Origin of the sequence: Mesorhizobium sp. 1B3 (assembly GCF_050958605.1) — a bacterium.
GTDB lineage: Bacteria > Pseudomonadota > Alphaproteobacteria > Rhizobiales > Rhizobiaceae.
In genome coordinates this window covers 1-14,137 of record NZ_JBJHDO010000027.1, presented here as the reverse complement: position 1 = coordinate 14,137, position 14,137 = coordinate 1, and the positions used below count along the sequence as shown (strand labels likewise).

The 14,137-nt window shown below is 61.6% G+C and carries 14 protein-coding genes and 2 pseudogenes; 15 read left to right on the top strand and 1 reads right to left on the bottom strand.

The window, feature by feature from the left end; all coding sequences use genetic code 11:
- From ACCO56_RS32840 to ACCO56_RS32805, 8 genes and pseudogenes are all read left to right on the top strand, one after another.
- A pseudogene (locus ACCO56_RS32840) lies at window positions 1-675 on the top strand (malate synthase G); the annotation flags it as partial.
- Complete coding sequence (locus ACCO56_RS32835; protein ID WP_433645179.1) at window positions 672-1,103, top strand: GlcG/HbpS family heme-binding protein; 432 nt, start codon at window positions 672-674, stop codon at window positions 1,101-1,103. The pseudogene ACCO56_RS32840 and the gene ACCO56_RS32835, both read left to right, overlap by 4 nt.
- A 160-nt stretch (window positions 1,104-1,263) precedes the next feature.
- Window positions 1,264-2,352, top strand: coding sequence for an NAD/NADP octopine/nopaline dehydrogenase family protein (locus ACCO56_RS32830; RefSeq protein ID WP_433645178.1), 1,089 nt, complete (start codon window positions 1,264-1,266; stop codon window positions 2,350-2,352).
- Window positions 2,349-3,239: a dipicolinate synthase subunit DpsA gene (locus ACCO56_RS32825; RefSeq protein WP_433645177.1), complete on the top strand. Its 891-nt coding sequence runs from the start codon at window positions 2,349-2,351 to the stop codon at window positions 3,237-3,239. The genes ACCO56_RS32830 and ACCO56_RS32825 overlap by 4 nt, the downstream gene beginning before the upstream one ends.
- On the top strand, window positions 3,236-4,582 hold the full coding sequence (locus ACCO56_RS32820; RefSeq protein WP_433645176.1) for a dihydroorotase: 1,347 nt from the start codon (window positions 3,236-3,238) through the stop codon (window positions 4,580-4,582). The genes ACCO56_RS32825 and ACCO56_RS32820 overlap by 4 nt, the downstream gene beginning before the upstream one ends.
- A complete protein-coding gene (locus tag ACCO56_RS32815) occupies window positions 4,579-5,262 on the top strand; it encodes a resolvase (protein WP_433645175.1) in 684 nt (227 codons plus the stop codon). The genes ACCO56_RS32820 and ACCO56_RS32815 overlap by 4 nt, the downstream gene beginning before the upstream one ends.
- On the top strand, window positions 5,263-5,463 hold the full coding sequence (locus tag ACCO56_RS32810; RefSeq protein WP_433645174.1) for a 2-hydroxymuconate tautomerase: 201 nt from the start codon (window positions 5,263-5,265) through the stop codon (window positions 5,461-5,463). It abuts the gene before it with no gap.
- Complete coding sequence (locus tag ACCO56_RS32805) at window positions 5,460-6,449, top strand: isochorismatase family protein (RefSeq protein ID WP_433645173.1); 990 nt, start codon at window positions 5,460-5,462, stop codon at window positions 6,447-6,449. Before ACCO56_RS32810 ends, ACCO56_RS32805 begins: the two co-directional genes overlap by 4 nt.
- 138 nt (window positions 6,450-6,587) lie before the next feature.
- Here ACCO56_RS32805 and ACCO56_RS32800 read toward each other — a convergent pair whose 3' ends face one another.
- On the bottom strand, window positions 6,588-7,961 hold the full coding sequence (locus ACCO56_RS32800) for a cytosine deaminase (protein WP_433645172.1): 1,374 nt from the start codon (window positions 7,959-7,961) through the stop codon (window positions 6,588-6,590).
- A gap of 229 nt (window positions 7,962-8,190) precedes the next feature.
- Between ACCO56_RS32800 and ACCO56_RS32795 the strand changes: the two genes are divergently transcribed.
- The 7 genes and pseudogenes from ACCO56_RS32795 to ACCO56_RS32765 all read left to right on the top strand — a co-directional run.
- On the top strand, window positions 8,191-8,934 hold the full coding sequence (locus ACCO56_RS32795; protein ID WP_433645171.1) for a GntR family transcriptional regulator: 744 nt from the start codon (window positions 8,191-8,193) through the stop codon (window positions 8,932-8,934).
- Window positions 8,935-8,967: 33 nt separating this feature from the next.
- Window positions 8,968-9,435 carry a RidA family protein gene (locus ACCO56_RS32790; RefSeq protein WP_433645170.1) on the top strand — a complete coding sequence of 156 codons (468 nt, stop codon included), beginning with the start codon at window positions 8,968-8,970 and terminating at the stop codon, window positions 9,433-9,435.
- 20 nt (window positions 9,436-9,455) lie between these two features.
- Window positions 9,456-10,436 (top strand): CobW family GTP-binding protein, encoded by a 981-nt coding sequence (locus ACCO56_RS32785; protein ID WP_433645169.1) that lies wholly within the window; start codon window positions 9,456-9,458, stop codon window positions 10,434-10,436.
- 312 nt (window positions 10,437-10,748) lie between these two features.
- On the top strand, window positions 10,749-11,741 hold the full coding sequence (locus ACCO56_RS32780) for an ABC transporter substrate-binding protein (RefSeq protein ID WP_433645168.1): 993 nt from the start codon (window positions 10,749-10,751) through the stop codon (window positions 11,739-11,741).
- 64 nt (window positions 11,742-11,805) lie between these two features.
- On the top strand, window positions 11,806-12,582 hold the full coding sequence (locus ACCO56_RS32775) for an ABC transporter permease (RefSeq protein ID WP_433645167.1): 777 nt from the start codon (window positions 11,806-11,808) through the stop codon (window positions 12,580-12,582).
- A gap of 54 nt (window positions 12,583-12,636) precedes the next feature.
- Complete coding sequence (locus ACCO56_RS32770; RefSeq protein WP_433645166.1) at window positions 12,637-13,440, top strand: ABC transporter ATP-binding protein; 804 nt, start codon at window positions 12,637-12,639, stop codon at window positions 13,438-13,440.
- A 102-nt stretch (window positions 13,441-13,542) separates the two neighbouring features.
- A pseudogene (locus ACCO56_RS32765) lies at window positions 13,543-14,137 on the top strand (Re/Si-specific NAD(P)(+) transhydrogenase subunit alpha); the annotation flags it as partial.

Below are 14,137 nucleotides of genomic sequence, written 5' to 3'. Positions count from 1 at the left end.
CATGCCCAGATCGGCAAGGGCATGTGGGCGATGCCCGACATGATGGCGGCGATGCTTTCCGAGAAGATCGCCCATCCCAAGGCGGGTGCCAACACCGCCTGGGTGCCGTCGCCGACGGCGGCGACGCTGCATGCGACCCACTATCACGCGGTCGACGTCAAGGCCGTGCAGGCGTCGCTCAAGGGCCGCGCCAAGGCCAGGCTCGACGACATCTTGTCGGTGCCGGTGGCGGTGCGTCCCAACTGGACGCCCGAGGACATCCAGAAGGAACTCGACAACAACGCGCAGGGGATCCTGGGCTACGTCGTGCGCTGGATCGACCAGGGCGTCGGCTGCTCCAAGGTGCCCGACATCAATGACGTCGGGCTGATGGAGGATCGTGCCACGCTGCGCATCTCCTCCCAGCACATCGCCAACTGGCTGCATCATGGCGTGTGCAGCCAGGCCCAGGTGGTGGAAACGATGAAGCGCATGGCGGCCATCGTCGACGGGCAGAATGCCGGCGATCCGCTCTACCGCCCGATGGCGCCCGACTTCGACAGGTCCATCGCCTTCCAGGCGGCCTGCGACCTCGTCTTCCAGGGCCGCGTCCAGCCCAACGGCTACACCGAGCCGGTGCTGCATCGGCGGCGGCTGGAGCTGAAAACAGTCGAACCGAAGGAGCAATTCAAGTGACCAGCCTGAGTCTCAAAAATGCAAACACAATTATCGAGGGCGCCTTCGACAAGGCGCGTGAAGCATCGTTGAAGCCCCTGTCGGTAGCCGTCTTGGATGCCGGAGGCCACCTGATCGCTTTCCAAAAGCAGGATGGGTCCTCGATGCTTCGGTTTGAGATCGCCTTCGGCAAGGCTTACGGCGCGCTCGCCGTGGGTGCAGGATCGCGATGGTTGAACAATGCTGCGATGGAGCGCCCTCACTTCGTCCAGGCGCTGTCCGGCGCATCCGGCGGTCGTATCGTTCCCGTCCCGGGAGGGGTGCTGGTTCGATCCGAGAACGGGGCTGTCCTCGGAGCGGTGGGCATTTCCGGCGATACGTCCGACAATGACGAATTGTGCGGGGTTGCGGGTATCGCCGGGGCTGGCTTGGCTGCCGACGCGGGGTAGACAGGTTGGGCCAAGTGAGGAACATCACAGCTTGACAAATCACGTTGTGATCATAAAGTGTGATCAAGAAAATCGATGACGTTGGCGCCGGTCGGGTGAGAGCTCGGCCTGCGCTCGGAGGCCGGCCCAACATGGCGGCGCGTCGGTTTCGGAGGAGAATATGAAAGTTGCAGTATTGGGCGCGGGCGCGGGTGGTACAGCCTCGGTCGCCGAACTGGTCCAGGCCGGCCATGATGTATGTTTCTGGGCTCGGTCCGCCGAGACGCTGGAGCCACATTTGAGGCTTGGCGGCGTCGCCTTTGAGGGCAAGCTCGGAGAAGGTATCGCCAGGCCCGCACTTATCACGACCGATCTCGCCGCAGCCATAGCCGATGTCGAAGTAGCGGTGGTCGCGCTGCCGACCTTCTCCCACGGGGCGATCGCGAAGGGCCTGGCTGATGCCGGCTGGTCGTCGGACAAGCCCGTCGTGCTCAATCCCGGTCATACCGGCGGTGCGCTCGAATTCGCTGAATCCTTCTCGCGCAGCGGCCGGCAAGCTCCTCCGGTGGTCGAGTTTTCGACATTGACCTATGTCGCCCGCAAGTACCGGCCGGACGGGGTAACGGTGAGCGGCCGCGCCAAGCAGTTGAAGGCGGCGGCGTTGCGTGGAGGTGCGGACGTCCTCGATATCGCCGGCAAGTTGTTCCCCGGGCTCACGCCCGTTGCAGATGTGATTGCTTCGGACCTCTCCAACGTCAATATGGTTCTTCATCCGCCGGGCGCGATCTTGGCGGCTGCCTGGGTCGAGGCGACAGGCGGAGATTTCACTTTCTACGTCGATGCGATGACCCCCGGTGTCGCCCGGATCATGCGCCAGCTCGACGACGAGCGTCTCGCCGTTGCGCGGGCCTTCGGGCATGAACTCCCGAACCTCATCGAGGAGATGAAGCTGCTCGGCACGGTGGAGGCCGATGTCGTCGATACCAGCGATTTCTGCGCGGCAATCTCGGGGGGCGAAGCCAATCGCCGGATAAAAGGGCCGGATTCACTCGAGTATCGCTATTACAAGGAGGATTTCGGGCACGGGCTGCTACCCTTCCTCGAATTCGCGGCGATTGCCGGCGTCGACACTCCTGTCGCGAAATCGCTCTACAGTCTTGCTCAGATCGCCGTCGGTACCGAGTACCGCAAGGGCGGGCGTACGGCCGAGGCGATGGGCATCGCCGGGCTCTCCAAGGAACAAGTCATCCGGAAGGTGAGGGCGCTATGAGCTGGCAGGACAAGGTCATCGCAGTCGTCGCCGGCGATGCCCGCGAACAGGAAATCGCACGTTGTGCGCTAAGGGCCGGAGCGACCGTTCGCGCATATGGTTTTCCGTGGCCCGAAGGTGGCATCGAAGGCGTGTACCATGCGAAGGACGCCACCGACGCCTTGAAGGGAGCCGACATCGCCCTGTTTCCCATCCCCGGCATTACGGCGGAAGGTGCGTTGTTCGCCCCGAAGTCGCCCGAGAAGATCATTCCAACCCGGGAGATGCTGGCAGGCATGAGGAAACCCGGCCACATCATTCTCGGCTGGGCGGATGGCAATCTGAAAGGGCACTGCGAGGCACTCGGCATAGCGCTTCACGAATATGAGTGGGATGTCGACCTGATGCTGCTGCGCGGTCCGGCGATCGTCGAGGGAGTGCTGAAAGTCATCATCGAGAACACCGAGATCACGATCCACAAGTCCAATGTTTGCCTGGTGGGGCAGGGCACGATCGGCTCTCTTCTGACGAACACGCTCGTCAGCCTCGGTGCGAATGTGCATGTGGCGGCGCGCAATCCCGTGCAACGCGCCGCCGCCTACGCCGCAGGCGCTGAATCCTACATCTTGGAACAGCTCCCGGAGATCCTGCCGCGAATGGACATCGTCATCGGCAGCGTCCCCAAACGCCTCATCGAACGCGAGCAACTGGCGCTTCTGCCCAAGCATGCGCTGCTCGTCGACGTCGCAGCACCGCCCGGAACGATTGATCGGGAGGCTGCAGCCGAACTCGGTCTGAAAGCGGTCTGGGCCCGCGGCATGGGTGCGCGCGCACCCATTACCGTGGGACGCAGCCAGTGGAGCGGCATCAGCCGCCGCATTGAAGCAATTATGGAGCAGGAGTCATGAAAGCGGATCTGGTCATCAAAAATGCGCGTGTGGTTCGCCATGACGGCGAGTTCCATGGCGGGGTGGCTGTCAGGGATGGCAAGATCGTTCTGACCGGCGCCGACGAAGTGCTGCCGGATGCCAAACGCACGATCGATGCCGAAGGCAGGGTGCTGATGCCGGGCCTCATCGACCCGCATTGCCATCTGGGCGTGAAGTTTCCCTTTGCCGAGGATATGCGCACCGAAACGGCCGCGGCCGCTTCCGGCGGGGTGACGACGGCGCTGCTCTATATCCGCAATCTCAAGGAATCCTATCTGCCGTTCTACGAGGAACGCAAAGCGATTGGCGAGGAGAACTCCGTCATCGACTTCGGTTTCCATTTCGGCATCCAGCGCGAAGAGCATATCGCCGAGATCCCCGAAATCATTGCCAAGACCGGCGTGAAATCGTTCAAGTGCTATTTTGGCTATGAGCCCGACAATCCGATCGGCATCGTGCCGGCGACCGATGGCTGGGTTTACGCGGCCATGCGCATTCTTTCCAAGGTCCCGGGTGCGGTGATCAACGTACACTGCGAGAACACGCAGATCGCGTCCTGGATAAAGAAGGAGATCGCCGCGACCGGACGCCAGGATCTAGGCGCCTATACTGAATCGCGGCCGGCATTCTGCGAGGTCGAAACCATCCGTCGCATGATCTTCCTGGCGGAAAAGACCGGCTGCTCGCTTCATCTCGTCCATACGTCGGTTGGCATGGGGCCTGTCCTTGCCGCCGAAGCCCAGGCCCGCGGTGTCCACGTCACCGTCGAAACCTGCCCGCATTATCTCACGCGTACCTGCTATGACGAGGATCTCGACATGCGGGCCAAGATTTCGCCGCCGCTGCGGGATCGCAACGAGCTCGAAGGTCTGTGGCAAGGCATGCTCAACGGCTCGGTCTACAGCCTCGGTACCGACCACGTGCCGTTTCTGCCGAAGAAGCTCGAGGATCTTTGGACCGAGTTTCCCGGCGTCGTGAGCTTCCCGTGGGAGCTTTCGCTGATGCTGCATTTCGGCGTTCATCAGCGCGGCCTGCCGCTCAGCCGCCTTGTCGAACTCAATTCTTTCAATCCGGCGCGCCGTTTCGGCCTGTGGCCGCGCAAGGGCCATATCGACGTCGGCTTCGACGCGGATCTCGTGCTGGTCGATCTCGACGAGGAGCGCACCGTCAACCACACCGGCAAGGGAACTTGCATCTATGAGGGTTGGAAACTCAAGGGCTGGCCGGTGCTGACCGTGGCGCGTGGCGACGTCGTCTATGAAAACGGCGCCGTCGACGAGAGCCACTATCGCCGGGGCCGCTGTGTGACGCTGCCGTCATGACTCCGGCGGGCTCCGGCCAACTCGACCTTGCGGGACGGGTTTCGCTCGTTCCGGCGCGCCTGCCCCTCGACGGGGCCGTCGCCCGGATCGTTGCCCGCAAGGGCGCGATCCGCCAGGAAAGATTGTCGGGGCTTCATAACCCATGGGGACATGGCATCGACCTGACCGACCCTTGGACGTTCCTGGACATCTGCGAAAGCAAGGCCGTGATCGATGCGGCGAGCTCGCTCATCGGAAGCGACATCATCCTCTGGGACAGTGAACTGTTTCCCGAGGCTGCCCTTTATCGCGATTTCGTTGATGCGGGGAGAGAAGGGCGGTACTGGCCGGTCGAACCGCTTGCCGGTGCGGTCGTGCTACTGCCGGTCGGCCGGGCGGATCCGAAGCCGAGCGCTACTCAGTTGGCCGAGATCGGCGCGGAAAAGCTCGCGGGGCTCGATCCGCTGGAACCGCTCTACGTGATCAGGCTGATGCCCGCGACCAGCCGCTTCGTCCGTGACCCGCTTCACGCCGCTCATCGCGCCTGCATGGAAGAGCAGGTTCTGATCAACTACGCCCATCGCCCGTTATGGCTGCTCAGCGGCATCGACCGGGCAAACAATGATCTGGTCACCGGCTTCGCGCCTGCCGTGCCCGTGTGGGCCGCAGGTGCGATGCCTGGGGAAAGAGAGGAGAAATAGATGCCGTTCGTCGTCGTAGAGATGTGGGAGGGGCGCACGGTCGAGCAGAAGCGCAACCTCGTCAAAGCCATCACCAAAGCGATGGTTGAGGAGGCCGCCTGCAAGCCCGATCACCTCCATGTCGTGATCCATGAAACACCCAAGGATAGCTGGGGACGCGGAGGCGTGCTTGGCATCGATATGGCGGAGAACAAGAAATGAGCCTCGAAGCCCTCGATTATCGCAAGTCCGCGCTGCTCGTTATCGACCTGCAGAACGCCTTCATCCATGAAAAGGGTACGCTCGGGATTTCCGGAGTGGACACCAAGCGGCTCTCGTCGATCGTGCCGCCGCTGGCCAAGTTGATCAAGCGTTGCCAGGACAGCGGCATTCCGGTCATCTGGACCATGCAGGAGCACTTCGCCGTCGACCAGAACCGTGCCAAGAAGAAGTTGCTCGGCCACACCGCTCGACGCAAGCAGGTGTCGGCGCTGGCCGGCACCTGGGATGAGCAGATCATCGACGAGCTGAAGCCGCTCGCCGATTTCGATCCGGCCTTCGTTATCCGCAAACATCGCTTCGGCGCGTTCTATGAGACGCGGCTGGAGATGATGCTGAAGATGCTTGGCACCCAGCACCTGTTCGTGACCGGCGCCACGACCAATGCCTGCGTCGAGACCTCGATCCGCGAAGCCTATCTCCGCGATCTCGACGTCATCGCCGTCGACGACTGCATCTCCGGGGTCAATGCGGACTGGGAAGCGACGGCCAAGCAGGTCTGGAAGCAATATTTCTGCGAGGTCGCGCAGTCGTCGGAGGTGCTCGACTGGATCGGTGAACAGGTCAAACCACGCGTCACCAATTACGGGCACCAGTTGATCATGGTCAACGACATCGACAAATCCGTCGATTTCTACACCAACCTTCTGGGCTTCACGATCCGGCCGGCCAAGCCGCTTGCCGACGGCCGCCCGTTCACGGCTTTCCATCAAGGCATTGCGCTGATCCACGGCAAGGCTGCGGACCATCGCCAGATCGATCACATAGCATTCGAGGTAAACGACGTTCGAGCCCTGGACGCCAAGCTCAAGAAGGCCGGTATACGTTACTACGACGAACTGCATGACGGGCCGTACGGTTTGACGATCTATATCGCCGATCCCGACGGGACGAAGGTCGAGCTTTATCAGGTTGGGGCGACTGCATGACACCTGAGCCGTCCAGGAATGGGCGGTTTCCAGCGGGGGGCGAGCCGACAAACAGGCTCCCTCTCTCTGACTTCGGCCTATTTAAGACTGCAACGGACCCACTTGGCCGCCGGCTTCGGCGGCCAAGTCTGTTTGGGCTCAGGTCATGGCCAGACCCGAGAGGTCGTCCAGTTCGGCGTAGGAGGGCAGCCGTGTTTCGTTCGGCACGCCATCGCGCAGCACGATCCGCTCGTGTTCGGGCCGAGCAAGCAGTTCCGACCAGCATCGTCCTTCGAACAGGACAAGATCGGCCGATCGACCTTCGCTGATCATGCCCGATTCGCTAAGCCTCATGATGTCTGCCGGCGTTGCCGACACGGCCCGCGGCCAGTCTGCTGCGCCATGGTCGAGATGCAGGATGCGGGTTCCCAGACGATAGGTCTCCATCATGTCGAGATCGCCATATGCATGGAACGGATCTCGGGTATTGTCGGAGGCGAGAGCAACCGGAATGCCACGGTGGCGCATCTCATGCAGGAGCGTGACGCCTCGCCAGCGGGGCGTGGTACCGTCGCGACGCCGGTCCTGAAGGTAGAGATTGCACATAGGCAGGGATACGATCGACAGCTCCGCCGCTGCGACCTTGTCCAGGGTTTTGTCCGCTCGGGCCGCATCCTGCATCGCGAGCGAACAGCAATGGCCGACGAGCACCTTGCTCGGCGAGCGGTTTCGAAGTGCCGCCTCCGCGATGCGCTCCAGGGCGTCGGCGGCGGGATCGCCTGTCTCGTCAGCATGAAAGTCGAGATCTAGCCCGAAACGGCCAGCAACCGAGAACATGCGGTCGAGGAGCAGATCGAGATCGGGCGTCGGAAAGGCGACCGCGCCGAGAACTCCGCCAGCCTCCGCAACGCGGCGTGCGATCCGCTCCAGAACGTCTTCGTCTCGCACGAGATCGATCCCGAAAAGGCAGGCGGCCTGGAGTTCTATCCTGCCGCGCCACTGCTCTTTCAGTTCGCGGACCAGCGGCCACGAGATTTCGTCCTGCGGCGGGAGCGAGTCGATATGCGTTCGGATCGCTCCGGTCCCGTGGTGGTAGGCGCATCGCAAGCCGAATTCCATGCGCCGAGCCACGTCTTCGCTCGCCCAGTGCCTGCTGCGGTCGGCTTTGGTTTCGGCAAGCGCAGCGGCAAACGTGCCGTCCGCGCCAGGAGCGCGCGGCAGGATATGGCCCTTGTCGAGATGCGTGTGGCAGTCCACGAAAAGCGGCAGCGCGATTCTGCCGCCGAGGTCGATCCCGGTTTCCGTCTTCACGACTGAGCGATTCCTCGAAGAGTCGATTGGACTTATTGCCGAGATCTTTCCGCCTTCGACAGTTACATCCGCCAGGAAGAATTCGTTACTTTCCGGAAGCCGGCATCCGGTTCTGGTAACCGTGCTGTGAAGGCGTAGATTACGAAGCATATATTGGCCTTGAGCGGCGCAGGCCTTGATAAGATCTTTTAGCGTCCGCTGGTCGACCGTGGATGAGTGCATTGTGGCGATCCCTGTGAAGAGCGTGCGACAGCAATGATACCGATGGCGAATTGGTGGAAAAATGCCGCCCGTGCCCAAGGCGAGTTTACGGTTGCCGTCCGCCGAAAGTTCATCTATTGATCACAATATGAGATCACAGTCCCGTGTCAATGATGGTGACCGGAGGGAACGAGGCCAGGCTTGCGCAGGGTCCAAACTGTGAATCGATAATCAAGAACGGAGATGCGAGATGCGCATCAAGAAGAATGAAGGCTCGGATGGTACGACGAACGGGGCGGTGAAGCGCGAGCGCGGCCACGTCCATGAGCAGGTTCTGCGCTATATGCGCCGAGGCCTCATGATAGGCGCTTTCCTCCCTGGGCAAGTGATGAGCCTTCGCAAGCTGGCAGCTGGCTTCGGCACCAGCCCGATGCCTGTGCGGGAAGTCTTGAGCCGTCTCGTGGCCGCGAACGCACTGGAGGAAACAAAGGGCGGTTCGGTGCGTGTCCCGCGTCTCAGCCCGGAGAAGCTGAGCGACCTGTTCGCAGTGCGCGAGCTTTTGGAAGGCATGGCGACCGAGCTTGCCGCCAAGAAAGCCAAGCCGGCGCTCATCGCGGAACTCAACGGGATCAACAAGCAGCTGCTTCAGGCCATCGAGAAGCGCGACATCGCGAACTGCCTGTCCTCCAACCAGAAGTTTCACTTTACCCTCTACGAAGCGGCTGAATCGGAAGTGCTTCTTCCCCTGATCGAGTCGCTTTGGCTGCAGTTCGGGCCGACCATGTACATGTCGCTGCTCATCCCTTCGATGCCTTGGAACGCTGCCGATCACGAGGACATTCTCAAAGCATTGAAGGAAGGCAACGCCGCTGCCGCGAAGCGCGGCATCGTCCACGATATCCGTACGACCTGCCGGGCTTTGCTCAGTGTCGCCGGTTCCAACGGGATCGAGCTGCCCTTCGCGCAAGGGCCCGAGCTGCTTTTCGAGAACTGACAATCGGACCACAATCGGAGGATATGGCGCGCCATGGCGGGTAAGTTCGAAGGAAGACTGAAGGAGCTCGGGATAAGCCTGCCGGATACCGTGCCTCCGGCGGCCAACTATGTTCCGGCGCGCAAGATGGGCAGCCAGATCTACATTTCCGGCCAGGTGCCGGCCGAGGGCGGCCAGGACAAGTTCACGGGCAAGCTGGGTTCGGATTACTCCATCGAACAGGGGCAGGCGGCCGCAAGACTATGTGCCGTCAACATCCTTGCCCAGCTCAAGCAGGCGCTGGACGGTGACCTGGATCGGGTCGTCGGCGTCATAAGGCTTGGCGGTTTCGTGAATGCCGAGCCGGATTTCAAGGATCATCCGAAGGTGATCAACGGCGCGTCCGACCTCATGGTGGAGGTCTTCGGCGAGGCTGGACGCCATGCCCGCGCGGCCGTCGGCGTCTATTCGCTGCCCCGTAATGTGCCGGTGGAGGTGGACGCGATCTTCGAGGTCAACTGATCGTGCAGCCCGAGATCCCCTTGGAGGACTCGAGAATTCCGGTCCATGTGCTGACCGGATTTCTCGGCAGCGGCAAGACGACATTCCTTCGTCATCTGCTGGCCGAACCTGACCTTGCCGACACTGCCGTCGTCATCAATGAATTCGGCGAGGTCGGGCTCGATCACCTTTTGGTGCGAGAGGTTTCGGAAGATGTCGTCCTGTTGTCCTCAGGCTGCCTGTGTTGCGCGGTCAAGGACGATCTCGTTTCCACCCTGGCGGATCTTCTGTCGATGGCCGGAAGTGGTGAAGTGGCGCCGTTTCGCCGGGTGATTGTGGAAACGACGGGTCTTGCCGATCCTGCACCCATCATGCATGCGGTGATGGGAGATATCCGGTTGCGGCGCGGCTACAAGGCAGGGACGATTGTGGCCACCGTCGATGGGGTAAGTGGCGCAAACAGTCTGGGAAACTTCGCGGAGGCCGTACAGCAGGTAGGGCTGGCCGACTGCGTCGTCATCACAAAGTCCGATCTTGTCGAGCCTTGGCGCCTGGACGCGCTCAAGCTGGATGTGGAAAAGATCAATCCTTCCATGCGGCCGATCGTGTCCAGCCTCGAAGCCATGCCTCGGGCGACCGACATGTTCGATCCCGGCATATTTCACGAGCCACGTCATCTCACGATCGGCGATGTTTCGTCGTCGGGAGTGCATAGTGACGGGATAGAGACCTTTTCAGTAGAAATCAGTGAACAAGTCGAGTGGCCGGTATTCGTGGAATGGTTGGAATTGCTGCTGGCCAGCAGGGGGCAGTCGATCCTTCGCGTGAAGGGATTGTTGCCGGTCAGAGGCGATCCTAGGCCGGTCGTCATCCATGGCGTGCAGCACGTCGTCTATCCTCCCCAATATCTGCCGCGCTGGCCTGAAGACATGCCGCGTGGCTGGCTGGTCTTCATCGCGCGCAATCTGACCAGGACCGCGGTCGAGAATTCGCTCCGCGGTCTTTTGTCGACGGAACGTTGAGAACACATCTGTCGTCGTCAAGGTGAGTTCTAAATTAGCGAAAGCGGCAGGGCAGGGGGCTTGCCTGCCGGCCGAATGCTTTCGTTTGACCCGCATCCGCAAGGCGGCTGGGGCCGCTTTTGGCCACGGTGGGCTCGCACGCCATTTCCGGGCAACTGCAATCCGTCTCCGATTCAGCGCTTGACAAACTTCAAATGTGATCACACTATGAGATCAAGAATGAGGCATGCGAGAGCAGGGAGGCCTTGTTCCGGGAGGCAAGCCCCAGAGGCTGTAACGGCGCAGAGATAGCGCCTCAAGGTGGAGGAAGGAATGTCATATCGCACTGGTATTGTGCGCGCTTTCGCGTTTGCCGCGACGGCCGCTTTCGGTACGGCCTTGGCATCGCAAAGCGCTTCGGCCGAAGACGTGAATGTGCGCTTCAGCTGGAAGCTGAAAGGCGAATACGGCTTCTTTTATCTCGGGCAAGAAAAGGGCGTCTACAAGGACGCTGGTCTCACGCTGAAGCTCGGTGAGGGCGCCGGTTCACAGGCAGCTCTCGGCGCGCTCATCCAGGGGCAGGAGGATGCAGTCATCCTACCAGGTATCTTTGCCATTTCGGCAATCCAGAAGGGCATGCCGGTAAAGATCGTCGCGCTTTACCAGCCACACGCGCCGGTCGTCCTCATTTCGCATCCCGAGAATCCGGTGAAATCGCCGCAGGATTTGGAAGGCAAGAAGATTGCCCATTCCGTAGGTGAAACCGGTACATCCTACCTTGGTGTTTTCTGCGAGTTGAACAAGATCGACTGTGACAAGGTCAGCAAGGTCCAGATGGACTCGCAGTCGCGCGTGCCGCAATTCCTGCAGAAGCAGGTCGATGTGGTCAGCGTTTATCTTACCAATGATCTTCCAGTGCTCGAGGAAAGAACGAGCGTCAAATATCCGGTTCTCGATCTGACTGAATACGGTCTGGCGGTGCCGGGGATGGCGGTCGTGGCCAGCAACGACGGGATCGAGAAGAGAGGGGCGGCGATCAAGAGCTTCCTAGCCGCCAACGCCAAGGCAATAGAACTTACTCGTGCCGATCCCGCCGCTGCGACCGGCGCATTGAAGGCCGTATGGCAGGCCGGCCCTTCCGATAAGGTCATCCAGCAGCAGATCGAGGAAACGTCGCGGTCCATTGAGGCTCCGAGCGGGAAGCCCGTTGGATGGGTCGATGAAAAGGCGATCGCCGATGCGCTGAAGCTGATCGGAAGCGTCGAGGAGATCGGCGAGGCCAAGCCTCTCTCGACCTTTTATACCAACGATCTTTTGACGCAGTGAGGCTACTGTGGTGAGCACGGACGTAATCGGCGCCGGCCGGGCGCAGAAGGGGCGGAGCGGGGCCATGGCCAGGAAAAAGAAAGCGCGCAGCAGCTGGACCGAGCGATATTCCGCGCTCATGCTCGCGGCCGTCCTGATCGGCGCCTGGCAGGTGCTCGTGCCGCTGTCTGGACTTTCGGAGTTCGTCTTGCCGACTCCATTGGCCATCGCCCGGCGGATCGTCACCGAGCTTCCGTTGCTCGCCACACATGCCTATGTGACGTTGTTCGAGGTGGTGGCGGGTTTCGGCCTGGGTGTCCTGATCGGCGTGCCGCTCGCCCTCGCCATCTTCTATTCGCGAGCGTTCGAACGAGCGATCTATCCTATGCTTGTGGCCTTGCAGACGGTGCCCAAGGTGGCTCTGGCGCCGTTGCTTGTCCTCTATCTGGGCTACGGCTGGGCGCCAAAGATCACGCTGGCCTTCCTGATCTCGTTCTTCCCGATCGTGATCTCGACCGTCGTCGGGCTGCAGTCGCTCGACAAGAATCTCGTCAACCTCGTCCGCTCGATGGGCGCGAACGAATGGCAGACCTTCTTCAAAGTGCGGTTGCCGGCCGCACTTCCCAACATCTTCGGCGGCTTCAAGGTAGCTGTGTCGCTGGCCGTGATCGGGGCGGTCATCGGTGAATATGTCGCGGCCGAGCGTGGGCTGGGTTACCTGCAGCTTCAAGCCAACTCTCTGTTCGACACGACCATGAATTTCGCCACGGTGGTGACGATTTCGGGACTGGGCGTCGTGCTCTACTCGGTCATCAACATGGTCGAGGCGCGCGTCACCTACAGGCGCGATGCCGCAAAGTGACGCGGTTCTGCATCCGGCGGGCAACAACAGAACAGGTACAGTGAGGCAGTCCAAATGAATGCCACAACCCAGATGACGGGCGCAGCGGTCGAGATCTCGCGGCTGTCCAAGATCTACAAGACCCGCGAGGACGACGATGTCGTTGCCCTTGAGAAGATCGATCTTGCCTTCGAGCCCGGCAGCTTCGTTGCCGTTGTGGGTCCGAGCGGATGCGGCAAGAGCACGCTACTCTCGCTCCTGGCTGGGCTTACCCCCGCCTCGACGGGAAGGATCGCCATCGACGGCGAATCCGTCAGCAAGCCTCACCCGAAAATAGGTGTCGTTTTCCAGTCGGACCTCCTGCTTTACTGGCGGACCGTCCTGGACAACATCCTGCTGCCCATCGAGATCAAGAAACTTGATCTGACACAATATCGCAAGCGTGCCGAGGAACTTCTTGCTCAGGTCGGCTTGGAGGGTTTCGGCAACAAATACCCCTCGGAATTGTCTGGCGGCATGCGTCAGCGCGTGGCGATCTGCAGGGCGTTGATCCAGGAGCCAGGCCTTCTTCTGATGGACGAGCCCTTCGGCGCTCTCGATGCGTTGACGCGAGAACAGATGATCATGGACCTGCAGTCCATGTGGTCGAGAGTTCGCAACACGGTGCTGTTCATCACTCACGGTATAGATGAGGCGGTGTTCCTGGCCGACCGCGTCCTCGTGATGTCGCCGCGTCCGGGCCGTATCGATCTCGACCTCAAGATCGACTTGCCACGCCCGCGCCAGTGGAGCAGCACGCACGAGGACAAGGCCTATCACGGCTATGTTCGGCAGATCCGCGAGATCTTCGAGGCCAAGGGCATTCTGGTCGCCCACTGATCGGCTGCCGTCGACCCCGGGCTCGCCGCGGTTTCCGAAGAAAGAGCTACTCAGCCGCCGGGAAGGGTTCCCGGCGGGCCAATATTTTGCGCGGAGAGCCAGTTGTCTCAAACAATATTCATCCCGAGTGAGACCGACGCCAACGAGCCGCGCGTGGGCGCCTCGCCGGAGACGGTGAAGCGGCTGGCGGGGCTGGGCTTGGATGTGATCGTCGAGGCCGGTGCCGGGCTCGGCTCGCGCATCCTCGATGCGGATTTCGCCGCCGCCGGCGCGTCGATCGGCAAGGCGTCCGATGCCAGCAAGGCCGATGTCGTGCTCAAGGTGCGCCGGCCGAGCGAAGCCGAGCTCAAGGGTTACAAAAAAGGCGCGGCCGTCATCGCCATCATGGATCCCTATGGCAATGATGCCGCCGTGGCGGGACTTGCCAGGGCGGGCGTGACGGCGTTCGCCATGGAGTTCATGCCGCGCATCACCCGCGCCCAGGTCATGGACGTCCTGTCCTCGCAAGCCAATCTCGCCGGCTACCAGGCCGTCATCGATGCGGCCGCCGAATACGACCGCGCGCTGCCGATGATGATGACGGCCGCCGGCACCGTGCCCGCCGCCAAGGTCTTCATCATGGGCGTTGGTGTCGCCGGCCTGCAGGCGATCGCGACGGCGCGCCGGCTGGGCGCGGTAGTCACCGCCACCGACGTCA